The following is a 16,218-nucleotide window of genomic DNA, read 5'->3' as shown; positions in this document are numbered from 1 at the left end:
TACTTCTCAATCATATAATATCTTGAATGGTTAAAATAATTACGGGACACTCTCTTGAAGAGTCAGTCCTGATAGAGATAGATAGGCGCAGAGGTCTTGTTAACAGGTCTCTGTATATAGAGCTCCTCTTGCGCCATGTAATGGATTTTGAACACGATTGCGCCCGCTGTCCAACCTGCCAGGGACGTACAGCGGACACAGCAACACCAACTCACAAAAGAGGTGATGCAAGTGATAGAAGGGACTGAATCTATTAAATCTTTGCGTTTAAGTATAGATCCTGAATTTAAGTCGCTGATCCCGCCGCTCTCTTTTGAAGAATTCTCACAACTTGAAAAGAATATCACAGAAGATGGCTGTCGTGATGCAATCGTGACATGGAACGGCATAATCATAGATGGTCATAACCGCTATGAGATCTGCACGAAGCACAGCATTCCTTTTCAAACCGTGGAGAAGAACGGGTTTGCTGATAGGAATGATGTCAGGGTATGGATAATCAATAATCAGCTTGGTAGAAGGAACATACTAACGTTGGTAAAGATTGATCTAGCTTCTAAGAAACACGATATTCTCGAATTGAAAGAACATGCGAAATCAAAACTTAAAACTAATACAGGTAACTTCGATTTAGTACAACAGTCTAAAGAGCCTTTTCCAATGTTGGAAAAGGCTCTTTACAAAGTCAATACCACTAAAAAGATAGCCGAAGAAACAGATATTGGGAAGTCAACAGTATCCAAAGGCCTGCAGATATTGAGGAAAGCTCCTGAAGAACTTAAACAAAAAGCATTGAAGGGCGAAGTTTCTATCAACGAGGCTTATAAAGAGATAAAAAAAGAGGAGAAAAAACAAGCAAGACAACAGGCAGAATCTGATAGGCTTCTTGAACTCTCATCCGTAACTAAAAGATACAGAATCATTCATGATGATTTCCGTAATGCCGACATTGAGCCAGAAAGTATAGACTTGATTCTAACAGATCCGCCATACCCTGCTGAGTTCCTGGTTCTATGGCAAGATCTGGCAGTGTTTGCTAAAAAGGTTTTAAAGCCGTCTGGTTTTTTAATTGCGTATTCGGGAGAACTGCATCTACATAAAGTCTTTGAGTACCTATCTAAAGAACTCATCTATTACTGGACTGTTAGTTTAGTGCATAACGGAAACACTCAGATAGTGCACGCCCGTAATGCAGTGTGTCAGTGGAAACCTATACTGATATTCCAGAAGGCACCATTCAAAAAGATAGATCAGACTTTCAAGGACGTGCTAAAAGGGTCGGGGCGAGAGAAAGAAAACCATGAATGGCAGCAGGGAGAAGAAGAATTAGAACCGCTAATAAACACTTTCTCAAAGACCGGAGAGACAATACTAGATCCAATGGCTGGCAGCGGCACCACATTAATTATGTCATTGAAACTACAGCGCACAGGGATTGCAATTGAAAAAGACACAGCGCACATCGAGACTATACAAAGGAGAGTACAGAATGTCACGGTCGCTTACTGAGCGGAATTATTTCGGCTCTGATTTTAACAAATACCTGAACAGCCTCTCAAAAGAGATGACTGTTATAAATATTGACTGTCTGCAATTCAAACGCTCTAAAAAAGCTATACGGTTGATCGAATCTAAACACATCACTGAACACATGCCTTATTCTCAATTAGAGGTTTTGAGAATATTATCTAATGTCTTTAATTCAATAGATACTAATTATAAAATTGAGGTGTGCATCGTCCGAGGGGATGATCCGTATAATGAAATAAAAGTAGCGGATTTGACCAACAAGAGGGATTTCTTGCTTATAGGGGATGAGGTGAAACGCTGGTGTGAATTCACATTGTAAAGCTGTTGCTTTTTTCAGCTTTATGACTACACATTATAATGTTATTCCTGGTGATACAAATGTTAGAAGGCTATAAAACATACATTGCAGCAGGTCTTGCACTTGCAGGCGCTGCGTACTACGTCATGGTAGAAGGGAACGCGGAAAAAGGCTACGAGCTATTCTTAGCAGGTCTTGCACTTGCAGGACTGAGGAATGCGTTAGCGAATATGTGATCATGCTCTCGATGTACGATATCGTCCCGGATTGCAATATTTTCATAATGCAGTGTCAGAACGGTACGCCTGAACGCAATGCTATCATGTTGTGCGGTCAGGCTGATTTTGCGCTGCAGTACGGATTCCTGCCATACCCGGGCGAGCTTTTCGGGCACCTGATACAGTGCAACCATGCGGCAGTGGTGACATTGTGATATTCCTGGGAAAAGAGTGGCTGCCTGTACTTGAGAAAAAAAGAGCACCAAGGGGCAGCATACCAAAAGGCAGCTTCATAGTCGATTTGAGATTGCAGAACGGAAAATATACAGGAGAACCAAAACCGCTATGAACCGCTTTCTTCTCTATCTCCTTAGGTGGCAGTTGAGCACCCCGATCCTGGCTCTGGCAACTGCATACTTTGCATTTGCAGGATACTGGACGGCAGCAGCGATAGCGAATCTTGCGGGAGCGGTGATATTTTACAAAGTTGATAAGTGGATTCTTTGCAGAAATGACAAACGGGTGCAACGTAGACGCTGCCCCTGTCGCCTGTGAGTGCAGTGTTCGTATTATACAGACAGGCAAAAGCAGGCTTTGAGGCTTGCTCGCAAGGAGTACGATTTCAAGGACTGGTATGATATATATTTCAGGAGCGAGATAATAATGGCAGATATGGTTACAAGCGGGTGATTTGTTGAATATACAAGAAGCAATTGAAAAATATAACAAAGGGGAGGTATCTATCGAGGATCTCTCCAAAATAGTACAGGAGAACGGGCAGCAAATAGTTTTTTGGAATCCTGCAAGTGAGCGCAATCCAAAATACCTGGAAGGTGACAATAGCTCCAGGGACGGCTTTATCTATAACCCGTATCACCATGTACGGGGAAAGTTCTTTCAGGACGTGATCAAGAAAGCCATCCTGAAAGCTATCGACTTTGCGCACAGCGCAATGGTGAAGCACTATGATCAGGACGCTTACAGGTACGATGATCTGCGCCTTGCAGAGCTTGAGAAATTCACGAAAGAATACATCCGCGCGAACTTTCATGATTCGTATCCTTACAAGCATGATTTCATGATGAAGCTCGTGGACGTTGTGCTGGGACTTGCGAAAGAGGATATCTATTACCGTGCACGGATGCTTGATTTCATTCAGAAGTTCAGACGCGGGTTTCCAGAGATGGCGATATCACCGACAGAGAACGACAATATCGAGAGGTGGCATTGATGCAGATACGGATCATACGTGATGAAAAGGACTTAGAGAACCTGGCAAAGATACTGGCAGCCACAGCGTTTGTAGCGTTGGTGTTGGCTTTTGTGTTCGGGATGTAAAATGAACTTCGATAATCTTATTGAGCAGTACGGGACAAGCATAGTCTATAAAAATAAGATCGGTGTCGGCATATATGGGTTCGAGACTGATATCAAAGCGGTGCTGAACATAGCTTCAGCAGACGCTAAGTATGTTAAGCAGGGGCTTATTCAGGTCGGCGACTTCATAGCGCATTTCAAGACTTCGCAGGTGGTCAGCGTGGGCGACAGGATCACGTATGATGGTGTGGACTGGGAGATCATGAGCGTTGAGAAGATCACATACATGGGCGCTACTGCATACTATATGGCGGCGATGATCAGAACGATTGATCCTATAGTACAGTACGGCGTGACCTGGGACGAGTCAGCAGATGCATACGCCAGGACGGGCACGCTTCACGGCACTGCGGTCGGCTCAAGTCCCGGCAATGCAGTACTTCCGATCCAGGCAGCTATGAAGCGCTGCATTCTCAATGATGCAGGGGTTGTGCAGTATTACCTTGACCCGGCTGATTCGACGAAAAAGGCAGACGGCTCTCCTGCAAACATCGACGGCACGGACGGCCAGGTCATGGTCGAAATGCCTGCCTTCTATTACCGGTATTTGTATGACGGAAGCGTTCATTTATGGGAGATCAGCCCGGTAGCGAAGGCCGGGTTCACTTTACATCCTGCATTCGTCAAGAACGGGGTGAACGTATCTGCAAGGTATATCGGCGCATATGAAGGCGTCATGTATGATGTCTCCGCATCACGGTACACAAATGGAGTGTACGATCCAGTTTTCGATCAAACGACATTCACAGCAGCCACAAAGACTATAACGCAGCCAAACAGGACCAACCCGTACACGCCGTTGCAGGTAGGAGATAAAATAAAGGTGTCAGGCACTGCGAACAACAACGGCACATTCACAGTGGCCACGACAGGCGATCAGAGCATCACAGTTGAAGAAGATCTCGTAGACGAGACTGCTTCAGCAATAGTTGAGACCGAAAAAGACTGGACTGCAACAACAGGTGATAAGCTTGCATCAGTGAGCGGGAAAGCACCTATCAATTACGGCACACGAGCTAATTTCAGAGCAGCAGCGAAGAACCGTGGAGCAGGATGGCGGCAGCAGGATTACGATCTGATCTTAGCGATACAACTGCTGTATCTTGTTGAGTATGCCTCGTTCAATTCGCAGAGCGCGATAGGTAAGGGTCTGACGGATTGGGGGGGTGCGTCCTGGTTAAACTACAACCGACACAACCCCATAAATTATACTGGCATCTCAAATTCGGACGGGAACGGAACCAACAACGTAGATAACGGCGCCGGTGTAGTCGGCTCGTATATGTCATACAGAGGGATCGAGAACTGGTACGGGCACATACTGAAATGGGTTGATGGTATCAATATCAATGACCGTGTACCTTATGTATCGAACAACGATTCCACATTCGCAGATAATACAGCCACAGGATATATTGCATTGGGTATCGCCCTGCCACCATCAAACGGATGGCAGAGCACGCTACATAAGATAAGCAGAGGATTCTTACCTGCTGCGGTCGGTGCTAGCGCCACAACAAAGATCACGGATTATTTTTATGGGGGATCTGGCTGGCGCGTAGGTCTTCATGGCGGCTGGGCATCAGACACTACGCTTGCAGGCGCGTTTTTCTGGCAGCTAGCATATTTATCAAGCGACCTAGAACGACAAACCGGCGGGAGGCTAGCATACTGATGCTCCTGAAGATCGAGGTCGAAGGATTCGAGGTCGCAAAAGATATTGCAGGATTTCATGAGCGGCTTGATACTAACGTCAGGCATGCGCTTGAGAAATCTGCAATGTTCCTTGAGCGGAAAACAAAAGACGCGATCACAAGAGGAATCCCGCCGCCGCTCAAACAGGCAACTATCAGGAGAAAGGGCAGCAGCACACCACTCATCGATACCGGTCTCATGCGCTCACAGATCGCAGCAGACTACGGACACCTGAAAAGCAATGTCGCGCTTGTCGGTGTGTTCGGAAACAGATCAAGGATAGCCGCGTATCACGAGTTTGGTACAAGGACGATACCGCAACGAAGCTTCCTGAGAAGTACTGTAGAGGATCCACTCACTGAAAATGCGCTTACAGGATATTTCTTAAAGGCTGTGGAGGACTCAATTAATGACAAACACAAAGTATAATGATATAACGGATGCTATAAAAGCAAAGATCATAGCGGATGCGGAATTTGCGGACGCTTCGGGAAATGTATATCTCAACACCATGACGCTTGAGAATGCTGTTTTTCCGTGCATGTTTATCGCAAAGATCGAGAGAGAAACAAAAGAATCAGAGCTTGATGAGGCGCTGACAGAAGACACGCTCACTTATCAGGTTGAGGTGTATTACCTCGATTATACAGGTCATGAGGTCAACTTAAACAAGAAGGACTATGCGCTTAAGGCGCTTATCCGTGCTGATCCTTCGCTGAACGGAAAGGCAGCAGATGCGCAGTGCTACAGCAGCAGGATCACAAGCACGCTGCTGCAGAACAAGATCGTTACCGGGCTGGAAGCGCGGATCGTTGTGTTCGTTGATAATTGACTTTTCATTTCCTTTTTTCAGCTTTATAACGCTACAGTCGAATATTATTCATATAGGTGATAATATTTGGTAGCGCCAACACGAGCAAAACATGCATGGGTCAAATTATATGAATGCCGAAAGGAAGTTTATACAGATAGTTCAGGTAATCAGACTGATTTTGTGGTAACAGATACTCCGCTGCTTGATACCGTGGCAGATGCGAACAACAAACCGTATCACCGCGTCTATGCAAACGGGGCGAAGGTTACACCCACCTCGGTCACAGGTGGGACAAAAACATATGTGATCACGGCAACAGGTATTGCTAACAGCGTTATAGAGATTATATATCCAAAAACCGCAAAAGCGGATATGAGGATACAGCAGGGCATTGAGTATAGCACGGATGCCACTACAGACGACTGGGAAGAACTCAACAGCACAGTAGTAACTACAGATCTTGTCTCCAGGAAAGGTACTGGCAGCGTAAGCTTGCTGCGGAACAACAAGACTGAGGTTGCGCTGATCGAAGGCTATGCTGATTCTGAGACTCCCTGCTTGCTTGCAATACAGGACGCAAAGCCTGATCTTACCAAGGCAGAGAGAACGATCTTAGCAGAGGTGAAGTTCCTTGGAACGAGAGGCAGCTTGAATGTCGGCGGGAAGCATGATGAAACTTTCAACTTTTCGTTCAAGCCGCCGGTTGAGGTCATGGCGGTGACCTAAACAATGCTGAAGTATCTCAAGGGGCAGGATCTCAAGATCCTGTTTGCAGGTAAGGAGATCTCCTTACCCTGCCCCCGGGTTGCAGATTTCGATCTCCTGAATGCTGTGTTGCGCGGCTACGGCAGTGCATCGCTTGAGGCTGTCCAGCTCAAGAACAATGCGGTGATGGCGCTTGCAGATCGGCTTATCGAGAGGGCAAAGCTTCCTATAGAGATCAAAGAAGCGATAGACGCAAACGCTGTTGTTTTTTATTTCCAGTTCGGGGTAGAGCTGGATCTGTATCTGGTCGCGCTGTTCCCTCAGACAGAAGCAGAAGAAGGCGATAGCCCTTTAGTGTCGAAGAATCAGAGCGACAATTCGTGAACAGCATAGCAACGATAGCGATCAAATGGGGTCAGCCGCTTGATTACGTGCTGAACCTGCCGTTTTCAGCTTACATGATGGTGCTGAACAGCATGAGAGAAAGAGAAAAACCGCAGCAAGAGGAGCAAGATTATGCCTGAATCAATAAAGGATATCGTTGTAAAAATATCAGCGCGTAAGGAAGGCTTTGAATCATTAGATTCAGCAGCAGCAGACGTAAACAATCTAACAAACAACATCAAGCAGGCAGAAGCTGCAACCATGTCCTGGGCTCAGTTCATCAAGGGCAAGATGGGGCCTTACATGAAAGAAGGCTTTGCACAGGGCCTATCACATGCTGATGCACATACTGCAGCTATCCGCCGTATCGGAGCTGAGTGGAAAGAATATAAGGCATCCGGGCAAAGTGCAGTGACAGTCACTCAACAGGTCGCCACAGCTAATCAGCAGGCCGCCGTGGCTACTCAATCATTCGCAGACCGTATCTCTGCATCCGCTCATAGTTTGCAGCAAGTCGGACATATGGGGCAGGTCTTCATGGCATCTCTTGACCGCATCGAGATCTCCCAGCTCAACGTGGCAAATGCTCAGGCCACATTAGCAAGCGCACAGGTACGGTACAATGAAGCCGTGACGAAGTATGGCGAGAACTCAAGAGAAGCTTTCATAGCTAACAATGAACTCGTGAGATCACAGAACAATCTCGATAAGGCCAACATGGGGGCTAACATATCGCTTGGAATGATCGGGGTAACGATGGTCGGGCAGATACCCCTGGCTGTGAAGTTCGCTACCAACATGATCGCACAGCTCAAGAAAGTAGAGATCGCTACAATGCTGACGACGGCCAGGATAAGAGCGATGGCGCCGGAACTGCTGATATTATCTGCTCTTGCTGGGGGGCTATACTATCTCTCCACTCAGGCAGCCAGGGCACAGACAGCAACCGATCTTCTTGGTGATTCGCTGACCTCAAACTTCAGCAATGCCCGTGAGGAGGCTGAGCGGCTCAGACGTGAGGTCGAGACACTGCAGGAAAGAATGAGATCTGCAGCAATGCGTGCAGAACAACGTCAGATTGAGTTTCAGGCAACCATTGCAGCCATTACAGCAGGCCCCGGATCTGCGGCAGAGAAGGCCAAGCTTATCGAGCAGGAACGGCTGAGATATGCAAGAGATCTACTCAAGATCGAGCAGGACGGCGCAAGGATTGCATGGGAAAAGGCTGATGCAGACGGGGATGCGATCATTGCAGCAAAAGCGAAAGCTGAGTATCAGCAGAAGGAGCTTGAGATACAGCGGCTGATCAACACAGAAAGAACGAAGGCGGCAGATGTTGCTGCGACCGGGGTAAGGATGCGCTCATATACCGGCGCCGGTGTGCCCACGCCTTCCGTAATACCCGGTGCTACATTCCAGCCTTCCAGGACGCTTGAAGAATCGCTTGCCAAGGTTCAGGGGGCAGAAATCAAGAAACAGGTGTTAGCCCTGCCGCCAAGGCCAAAATTCGAACCTGAAAGACCATATATGCCTATGCAGCAGACCATCAACATAGAGCTGGACGGACGGACGCTTGAGCGACTGATGGAAGAAAAAATAGTGACAACGATAAACCGTGGAAACGTGACTTAGAAGAAATACCACACCACAATGAAAAAGAGCCAGAGAAAAGATATTCCAGTCCCTGTTTCAAGCATTACGCGGGCCTGTTCAGGATCTCTATCATGAGTTGCGAGATAGGCAGTGATCCCGCCAGGGATTCCAAAAACTATAGGCACTATAATCCATGGGAATGGGATTGCTTCAACCAATTCAACATCTTTCTGTTCCATGCTCTATATTAAATTATTTATCATATATATAATTTTGCATTATTTCCTGGAAAATAACCCATAATATTCTTTTTCAGCTTTTTAAACTGACAGGCGAATATCTTAAACAATGTCAGTTGATCTGCAGGTATATGTAAAAAGCCCTGACGGCTTCGGCTCAGGCTCTTATTCATCAGTCTACGACAGCCAGCGCTCCGCAATAATTACTCTCCAGAGGGATATTTTCGCAGGCGATATGCTGCGAATAGAGAGTAAGCGCTCTTCGCTGGATACAGAGCTTCAGAAGATCCGGCCTGTGCGCTTATATGCAAATTCTACGAAGATCTTCGATGGCTTCATCCGAGATCCTGATTACCGCTTCAAAGGCAACAACAAAAGTAACTTTTCAGTAACAGGAGTTTCATGGGATAAAGAGCTTGCAGGCGTTATACTTGATCCAGATGACGGCGCTGATTATACAGATCAGACAATAAATGCAATTTTCACAGACCTGTGCCGAATCGCTAATGATTACGGTATCACGAAAAAGGCGATCTACAAATACGATACTTCTAAGCTGCCTTACTACGATGCGGGTCTGTTCGGTACACAGATCAGCAGGGACTATACAGGCAAAACCATCCTTGCAGCTCTGCAGGACCTGACGCAAGTTTTAGATATCGAAGAGACAGTACATATCGGGGAATGGGCTGTAAAGATAGATGCACTGCAAAGCGAATTTTACATTTACATAATTCCGCAGATGGTGAACACTGATCAAGCTGCAACAAAGATATACAAGAATTTTCAATTAGCAGCGCCTAAAACATTAGAGAAAGATTACTCAAGGCTGCTGAACGTATGCAGGGTGTACGGCTCTGGCGGCCTTGAGAGCAAATTATACAGGACCGTGCCAGGACAGGAGGCTACAACACAGATCCTTGTAGAGACCAGCATACCTACCAACTCGGAAGAATTCTATGCGACTAATCAGCCTGCACAGAGGCGATACCTGAGGATCAAGATAGAAAACACAACAGGATCTGACAAGACAGGTAACGTCCTGATCAACGGCGCTGATGATGGTGTTCCACCTGAAGAGATCCACGAGCGATTCTTCCTGGAAGTGCCTGCATATTCCACAAGATTCCATTTCTCAAACAACCGCTTTGCGACACTCAGCGGCGGCGCTGTGAAAGCTTTCGAGGTGAACAGCTTCTCAGGCTGCAAGATCACCGTTGATGAATGTACGTTTGCGATTGCAGGAAAAAGTATCAACGACTACGGCACGAAAGCAAAAGCGCTGCTGAAGAACGATATCACAACACAGGGCGATGCAGACGATTATGCTATCCAGCAGGTTCGTATGTACCATGCCCCTATGATTACAGCATCGTTTGAGTTGCTACCTTCCTGGATCGATTACACTGACCTGATAGGCAAGACTGTGAATATCTATGATGAGCTGGCAGCAGCAGCCACGGACTTTTTCTGTATTCGTCAAGAATATCGTTTTGCAGGCAAGGGAGTGCATGAGTCGCTTACGCTTCAGCAATATAACTACGATTGGGAGTATGAAGACTAATGGAACCCTACACGAATGAACAGCAGCAGGCGCTGGAAAAAGCATTCTTGAAGTTCATGGAAAACAACCGTGAGCTCATCCTTGATCGGATCATGTCACGGATCGGGCTTGATATCACGGCTGCACCTGACAAGGATATCAACCTGCGGACATACGGCACCGGGAAAGCATACTACAACGATGTCGAGATCGTCGCAGGCGGCGGTGAGGGTAACTATCTCTGGAGATACGGCGGAAATAACACGATGCTTCAGAATCTCTCAATGGGCACAAACAAGTCTATCGTGAGCATGATCACTGGAAGGAACTGGGACTATGTGACTGATGATGAGGGGCTATGCAAGTCTGATATCGTCGGCGTGGGCGGTTTCATGACCAAAGCGCAGTCGCCTGTGAATGTCTGGGATCTCGCATACGGATTAAAACTGCCCCGGGGACTGGATGCTTCCAAGTCAGCAACCCCGGAGGAGGGGGCAACATACTGGGCTACCGATACTGACAAGCTGTATATCGGAAAGGGAAACGATCTGTGGCAGGAGATCGGCACAGGCGCTGCTGTGTGGGGTGCAATCACCGGCACGCTGAGCAATCAGACGGATCTGCAGAACGCACTTAATGCAAAACTGAATCTGAGCGGTAGTAACATAATGTCCGGCAACCTTTCCATTGAAAAGACCGATCCTGCAGTACAATTTAAACAAAGCGGTACATGGAGGGGTAAACTTTACACGACTGGCAACGATATGGTTGCTCTCTGCGAGCTCGGGAACTTGTACTTATCAACTGCTGATAGTACAGGTGGCAGTGTGTTACTTGAAACGAAAGGTGTAACCCATATGAAGATCGATCCATCTGGCAATGTCGGTATCGGTACAACGAATCCAAACGAACCGCTTGAAGTAGCAAAAGATACAGGAGCACGGTTCATTGTCAGTAACGGAGGGGGCGCTAACAGGAAAGCTATTCTTCTGCAAGCACCAGGTACAGTATACGGATTTGGAAGAATATTGGCACATGACTATAATACCCAGACTGGAATGAATCTTGTCCTTCAAGACAGCGGAGGCAATGTCGGTATCGGTACAACGAGTCCCGGTAGAAAATTGGAAGTGAATGGAGAGATTGGCATTGCTGATTCGAACACGTATCTCAAAAATAATGCAGGCGATATGGAATTGCACGTAGCTAGCGGTAAAAAAATAAAGATAGTGGTGGGATAAAATGACGATAAGTGGCGGAGATCCGTGTATCGATAGTGGGTCCGGCGGATATACTAATATGACTACATCTATATTCGCTCGTACTCCAATTTCTGGAGACGGTGCGATTAAAACTTGGTGTGTTCATGTCGGTCCTTTTGGTGGAGGAAAAGCGAAGCTAAAGATTTTTAGAATCGTCGGTTCCACAATGAAATTTGTTGGAGAATCTGCGCTAAAATCATTAAATTCAGGATTAAATACTTTTACGAATGATGTATATATCCCTGTTGATTTAGGAGATTATATAGGCGTTTATGTTGAAGAAAATGGTGGACAACCATGGGTCAGGACTACAACGGGCAGCGCCGCGACAGTGTATAAAAAATACGGAGATATATCTTCTGATTCAGCAGTATCTTCATGGACTATATTTAGTAGTGTTTCTGATATATATTCATTACATATGGGTGGTGATGCTTCAAATCATATTTATGTTAAATTGGCTGGAAGTGATGCGAACAATGGTTCATCATGGGCACAAGCCAAACAAACAATCAACGCCGGTATTGTGGCATTGATACCCTCCGGGACAGTTCACATTGCGTTTGGAGATTACAGCGCACAGACAGCTATTACCCTTGATAAAACAATGTATATACTTTGCGAAAATGATGGGGGCGGCGGGACGGGGACAGTTACTTTGCCACCGACAACTTAACACATATCCACTACAAAACGGTCTGCATAGTCATCAGCAGCCCGCTCCCTTACAGATTCGTTACCACCTGAACCATAATAGTAAGAGTAATCCATATGTCCGATCTCATGATACAACACGCGGCTGAACGTCTTGCACCCGAGGTAATTCGCAAAATCAGAGAGGTATATCTTTGCATACTCAAATTCGTCTGTAGTATCGTTGAACATAGAGACAGTACAACCTAAAAGACTAGGATTGAGACTACCGCACTTTTCCTGCAGCTGCTCAGGGGGCAAGACCTCAACAGACCGGATATAATCTGAGATATCAGTATTGCTCAAAGCGATTTTGATCTCCTTCTGATACGATTTTTCATGATCCTGTTCAACCGTGAGAGCAGATATTGTGAGGGTCAATGCTGCAACTAAAGAAAGAGATACAATCAACATGACAAGCCACATACTGCTCATAATCACCACATTAATCTATTAAGTCCGGGTATATATATATTTAAGTATTCTCCAGGAAATATTCTGCCTGAGTAATCAGGCTTAAATATTAAGCGTGCATAATCTTATTGTCAAATTAAAAAAACATGAATAAACTTAACAAAATTGTAGGGCTAATAGAACATAATCTCCTTTTATGAAAGCGTGATTACATTAATGCTTGAATCTTATCAGGAACACATAACAGAGAGGCAGAAACCGGGAATCCCTCCCCTTCCCCTGAATGCAGAGCAGGTAAAAGCGCTATCTGAACTTGTACTCAATCCGCCAGCAGGCAGAGAAGGATTCATCCTGAAACTGCTAAAAGAACACATTCCATCGGGTGTGGACCCTGCCGCGCTTGAGAAGGCAAAGCTTCTAAGAAGCATCGCACTTCGCGAGAGATCATCAGAGATACTCTCTCCCTCTGATGCTGTCGGGATGCTGGGGAAGATGAGAGGTGGGTACAATATCGAGACCCTGATAGAGTTGCTTGAAGATAATGAGCTTGGTGACGCTGCCGCCTGTGCACTTTCCAGTACAATACTCATATTCGGCTTCTTTGACAGGATAAGGGAGCTTGCAGTGACAAATCCGCGGGCTAAGAGGGTTCTTAAGAGCTGGGCACAGGCAGAGTGGTTCACAGAAAGTCCCGGATTTCATGATTCCTTAAAAGTGGCGGTCTTTAAGGTCCCGGGTGAGGTCAACACGGATGACCTCTCTCCCGCATCCCGTGCAGGAACACGGGCTGATATTCCGCTCCATGCACTTTCTATGCTTGAATCACGCTATCCTGGGGCACTTCTTGAGATCGGGGAACTTAAAAAGAAAGGATATCCGGTTGCTTTTGTTGCAGATGTGGTCGGAACAGGGAGCAGCAGGAAATCGGCCATGAATTCTCTTATGTGGTGGATAGGTGAAGATATCCCGGGAGTCCCGAATAAACGCAGAGGCGGTGTTACTCTGGGAAGCCAGATCGCACCTATTTTCTTTAATACAGCACGCGACAGCGGTGCCATCCCTATCAGGTGCGATGTATCAGGCATAAAAAGCGGTATGGTTATCACGATAGATTTCACTCATGGCAGGATACTTGATGAGAACGGGCATGAAGTAACAGCATTTAGCCTCGAACCTGAAACGCTTCCTGATGAGTACAGGGCAGGGGGCAGGCTTCTTCTCATAATCGGAAGAGAGCTTACAGGGAGAGCACAGGATGCGCTGGGTCTGACCGTAAATAAAGAGTTGTTCCTGAAACACAGAGAACCTGATACCTCAAGCAGAGGATACACCCTTGCACAGAAGATTGTTGGAAGGGCGTGCGGTCTTCCCGGGGTGAGGCCGGGGCAATCATGTACTCCCAAAATCACCACAGTAGGGTCCCAGGATACAACAGGCCCGATGACCGCGGATGAGATAAAAGAACTTGTCTGCCTGGAATTCCAGGCACCTCTGGTCATGCAGTCCTTCTGCCATACAGCAGCTTATCCCACACCTGATGATAGAATAATGCACAAAGAACTCGCCCAGTTTTTCAAGGACAGGGGCGGCGTGGTACTCAAGCCAGGTGATGGCATAATCCATTCATGGTTAAACCGCATGATCCTGCCCGATACCGTCGGGACAGGGGGCGACAGTCATACACGTTTCCCTATCGGGATCTCTTTTCCTGCAGGAAGCGGGCTTGTTGCATTTGCTGCGTCACTTGGCATAATGCCGCTTGATATGCCAGAGAGCGTACTTGTTAGATTCAGAGGGAAACTCAAAAAGGGTATCTTTTTACGCGATGTTATCAACGCTATCCCTTATTTTTCACTAAGATCTGGAAAACTTACACTTGATAAGAAGAACAAGAAGAATATCTTCAATGGAAAAATCCTGGAGATTGAGGGTCTTGATCTTACGGTAGAGCAGGCTTTTGAACTTACGAATGCCTCAGCCGAGCGCTCAGCCGAGGCTGCTGTCATAGCCCTGTCACAGGATAAGGTTGCGCAGTATCTCAGAGAAAGTATATCCATTCTAAGCTCACTGGTAGATGAAGGATACGCATCAAGAGCACTTAAGAACAGGATCAGTGCAATGGAAGAATGGCTTTCAAACCCGGGTCTGCTCAGAGCAGATGAGGATGCGGAATACGCAGATATCATAGAGATCGATCTATCAGAGATAACACAACCTCTGCTTGCGTGTCCGAATGACCCTGATTATATAAGACCGCTCTTTGAAGTAGAAGGGGAGAAAATAAATGAGGTCTTCATAGGTTCCTGCATGACAGAGATTGATCATTTCCAATCGGCTGCCAGGATAATCGGCAAAGAAGGGAAGATACTATCAAAACTGTGGATAGCTCCGCCAACCAGGCTTATTGAGAAGCGGCTCAGTGAGAGCGGGGAGTATTCTGTATTAAGGGCTCTTGGAGCCAGAATCGAGATCCCGGGGTGTAGCCTCTGCATGGGAAATCAGGCAAGGGTGGCTGATAATTCAGTCGTGTTCTCAACATCCACACGCAATTTTGATAATCGTCTGGGAAAAAATGCGAAAGTCTATCTCGGCTCTTCTGTACTTGCCGCAGTTACAGCAGCGCTCGGGAGGATCCCTGCAATGGAGGAATATTTGCTGCGGATCGAACCGGATATCATACTGGTGCAACAATGAGATCAGGTCGAATTCTGATTCTGGTTATTCTGCTCTCAGTTCTTGCGGCAGGATGTGTTTCTTCTGAGATCAAAACAGGGAGCCCGGAGGAGTATGAACTTCCAGGTCTTGATAATACCACTATCTTTTATCTCAATCGCTCAGTCATACAGGTAGTAGATAGTGTTACCAATGCAACTGAAGTAAAAATCCCTGTCGAGGATAGCGGGGAGATGAATTTCAGGAGTCCAGTTGTAGTAGATAGTTCAGGAAATGATGTCATATTTAATGTATCTAAAGAGACAAGCTTTGGAAGAACCTATGCACGCTTTGATTTTGACGTACCTTTTTCCGGGTTTATAGCATTCACACAATCAGATGGTCAGGGTTTTAGCCGTCCGCTGACAAAGAACGGAAGTGTCAGGATCGTTTTACCAGTAGATTACACAACAGGTACCAGGCTCTTAGGCATTACGTCTCCCGAACCCGACTCTATCATCACTGACGACTGGGGCAGGGAAGTGCTTATCTGGGAAAATCCCTATCCCGAGCATAAAGAAATAAAAGTAAATTATTATCACAAGGGTGCTCCCGCGGCATTGCTCTATTTCCTGGTATTCCTTCTTATCGCCGCTCTTATAATCTATAGCTATTATAAGTTCAGCATGACGGCATTGAGGAAAAAACGCGAAATGATGGAAAAAGGTGTGAAAGAGTAGATATTTTGGCTTCTCGTTTTACTGGCACAAGAAATATAAGAACAAGAAAACGCAGATACAC

The 16,218-nt window shown here is 46.3% G+C and carries 21 protein-coding genes; 19 read left to right on the top strand and 2 right to left on the bottom strand.

Annotated elements, in window-relative coordinates; genetic code table 11:
* Positions 1 to 26: 26 nt before the first annotated feature.
* The 14 genes from ANME2D_RS18085 (at position 27) to ANME2D_RS11085 (ending at position 8,653) form a co-directional block, all read left to right on the top strand.
* On the top strand, positions 27 to 248 hold the full coding sequence (locus ANME2D_RS18085) for a hypothetical protein (protein ID WP_157834080.1): 222 nt from the start codon (positions 27 to 29) through the stop codon (positions 246 to 248).
* The gene (locus tag ANME2D_RS16965; protein WP_052368868.1) at positions 226 to 1,509 is read left to right on the top strand and encodes a DNA methyltransferase; all 1,284 of its coding nucleotides are present in this window, start codon (positions 226 to 228) and stop codon (positions 1,507 to 1,509) included. Before ANME2D_RS18085 ends, ANME2D_RS16965 begins: the two co-directional genes overlap by 23 nt.
* Positions 1,490 to 1,849 carry a hypothetical protein gene (locus ANME2D_RS11130; RefSeq protein WP_048091648.1) on the top strand — a complete coding sequence of 120 codons (360 nt, stop codon included), beginning with the start codon at positions 1,490 to 1,492 and terminating at the stop codon, positions 1,847 to 1,849. The genes ANME2D_RS16965 and ANME2D_RS11130 overlap by 20 nt, the downstream gene beginning before the upstream one ends.
* A 59-nt stretch (positions 1,850 to 1,908) precedes the next feature.
* Positions 1,909 to 2,064 (top strand): hypothetical protein, encoded by a 156-nt coding sequence (locus ANME2D_RS18080; RefSeq protein WP_157834079.1) that lies wholly within the window; start codon positions 1,909 to 1,911, stop codon positions 2,062 to 2,064.
* A 2-nt stretch (positions 2,065 to 2,066) separates the two neighbouring features.
* Positions 2,067 to 2,261 (top strand): hypothetical protein, encoded by a 195-nt coding sequence (locus tag ANME2D_RS11125; RefSeq protein ID WP_048091646.1) that lies wholly within the window; start codon positions 2,067 to 2,069, stop codon positions 2,259 to 2,261.
* Positions 2,258 to 2,395: a hypothetical protein gene (locus ANME2D_RS18075; protein WP_157834078.1), complete on the top strand. Its 138-nt coding sequence runs from the start codon at positions 2,258 to 2,260 to the stop codon at positions 2,393 to 2,395. The genes ANME2D_RS11125 and ANME2D_RS18075 overlap by 4 nt, the downstream gene beginning before the upstream one ends.
* Positions 2,396 to 2,740: 345 nt before the next feature.
* On the top strand, positions 2,741 to 3,277 hold the full coding sequence (locus ANME2D_RS11115) for a hypothetical protein (protein WP_048091642.1): 537 nt from the start codon (positions 2,741 to 2,743) through the stop codon (positions 3,275 to 3,277).
* Positions 3,278 to 3,385: 108 nt separating this feature from the next.
* Entirely contained in the window at positions 3,386 to 5,098 is a 1,713-nt protein-coding gene (locus tag ANME2D_RS11110) for a hypothetical protein (protein WP_048091640.1), read from the top strand.
* Positions 5,098 to 5,547 carry a phage virion morphogenesis protein gene (locus ANME2D_RS11105; RefSeq protein ID WP_048091638.1) on the top strand — a complete coding sequence of 150 codons (450 nt, stop codon included), beginning with the start codon at positions 5,098 to 5,100 and terminating at the stop codon, positions 5,545 to 5,547. Before ANME2D_RS11110 ends, ANME2D_RS11105 begins: the two co-directional genes overlap by 1 nt.
* Positions 5,528 to 5,950 (top strand): hypothetical protein, encoded by a 423-nt coding sequence (locus ANME2D_RS11100; RefSeq protein ID WP_048091636.1) that lies wholly within the window; start codon positions 5,528 to 5,530, stop codon positions 5,948 to 5,950. The genes ANME2D_RS11105 and ANME2D_RS11100 overlap by 20 nt, the downstream gene beginning before the upstream one ends.
* A 66-nt stretch (positions 5,951 to 6,016) precedes the next feature.
* Positions 6,017 to 6,658, top strand: a complete 642-nt coding sequence (locus tag ANME2D_RS11095; RefSeq protein WP_048091633.1) for a hypothetical protein — start codon at positions 6,017 to 6,019, stop codon at positions 6,656 to 6,658.
* A gap of 3 nt (positions 6,659 to 6,661) precedes the next feature.
* On the top strand, positions 6,662 to 7,021 hold the full coding sequence (locus tag ANME2D_RS11090) for a hypothetical protein (RefSeq protein ID WP_048091631.1): 360 nt from the start codon (positions 6,662 to 6,664) through the stop codon (positions 7,019 to 7,021).
* Positions 7,018 to 7,161, top strand: a complete 144-nt coding sequence (locus ANME2D_RS18070) for a hypothetical protein (RefSeq protein WP_157834077.1) — start codon at positions 7,018 to 7,020, stop codon at positions 7,159 to 7,161. The genes ANME2D_RS11090 and ANME2D_RS18070 overlap by 4 nt, the downstream gene beginning before the upstream one ends.
* Positions 7,154 to 8,653 carry a hypothetical protein gene (locus tag ANME2D_RS11085; RefSeq protein ID WP_048091629.1) on the top strand — a complete coding sequence of 500 codons (1,500 nt, stop codon included), beginning with the start codon at positions 7,154 to 7,156 and terminating at the stop codon, positions 8,651 to 8,653. Before ANME2D_RS18070 ends, ANME2D_RS11085 begins: the two co-directional genes overlap by 8 nt.
* On the opposite strand, the gene ANME2D_RS11080 is transcribed toward ANME2D_RS11085, so the two are convergent.
* Positions 8,650 to 8,853 carry a hypothetical protein gene (locus ANME2D_RS11080; protein WP_048091627.1) on the bottom strand — a complete coding sequence of 68 codons (204 nt, stop codon included), beginning with the start codon at positions 8,851 to 8,853 and terminating at the stop codon, positions 8,650 to 8,652. The genes ANME2D_RS11085 and ANME2D_RS11080 overlap by 4 nt on opposite strands.
* Positions 8,854 to 8,962: 109 nt before the next feature.
* Between ANME2D_RS11080 and ANME2D_RS11075 the strand changes: the two genes are divergently transcribed.
* Genes ANME2D_RS11075 through ANME2D_RS11065 form a run of 3 tightly spaced genes read left to right on the top strand, consistent with a single transcriptional unit; the run spans position 8,963 to position 12,334 of the window.
* On the top strand, positions 8,963 to 10,417 hold the full coding sequence (locus ANME2D_RS11075) for a hypothetical protein (protein ID WP_048091625.1): 1,455 nt from the start codon (positions 8,963 to 8,965) through the stop codon (positions 10,415 to 10,417).
* Complete coding sequence (locus tag ANME2D_RS11070; protein ID WP_048091623.1) at positions 10,417 to 11,637, top strand: hypothetical protein; 1,221 nt, start codon at positions 10,417 to 10,419, stop codon at positions 11,635 to 11,637. The genes ANME2D_RS11075 and ANME2D_RS11070 overlap by 1 nt, the downstream gene beginning before the upstream one ends.
* Before the next feature lie 58 nt (positions 11,638 to 11,695).
* Positions 11,696 to 12,334, top strand: coding sequence for a hypothetical protein (locus ANME2D_RS11065; RefSeq protein WP_157834076.1), 639 nt, complete (start codon positions 11,696 to 11,698; stop codon positions 12,332 to 12,334).
* On the opposite strand, the gene ANME2D_RS11060 is transcribed toward ANME2D_RS11065, so the two are convergent.
* Positions 12,331 to 12,786, bottom strand: a complete 456-nt coding sequence (locus ANME2D_RS11060) for a hypothetical protein (RefSeq protein WP_048091615.1) — start codon at positions 12,784 to 12,786, stop codon at positions 12,331 to 12,333. The two genes, ANME2D_RS11065 and ANME2D_RS11060, sit on opposite strands and share 4 nt — an antisense overlap.
* A gap of 183 nt (positions 12,787 to 12,969) precedes the next feature.
* Between ANME2D_RS11060 and ANME2D_RS11055 the strand changes: the two genes are divergently transcribed.
* The gene (locus ANME2D_RS11055) at positions 12,970 to 15,459 is read left to right on the top strand and encodes a bifunctional aconitate hydratase 2/2-methylisocitrate dehydratase (RefSeq protein ID WP_241763361.1); all 2,490 of its coding nucleotides are present in this window, start codon (positions 12,970 to 12,972) and stop codon (positions 15,457 to 15,459) included.
* Positions 15,456 to 16,157, top strand: a complete 702-nt coding sequence (locus tag ANME2D_RS11050; RefSeq protein ID WP_048091613.1) for a DUF5803 family protein — start codon at positions 15,456 to 15,458, stop codon at positions 16,155 to 16,157. The genes ANME2D_RS11055 and ANME2D_RS11050 overlap by 4 nt, the downstream gene beginning before the upstream one ends.
* Positions 16,158 to 16,218 lie beyond the last annotated feature (61 nt).

The sequence above is a fragment of the Candidatus Methanoperedens nitratireducens genome (assembly GCF_000685155.1).
Lineage (GTDB): Archaea > Halobacteriota > Methanosarcinia > Methanosarcinales > Methanoperedenaceae > Methanoperedens > Methanoperedens nitratireducens.
Note: the sequence above shows the minus strand (reverse complement) of the source record. Positions and strands in the feature narration are given on the sequence as shown.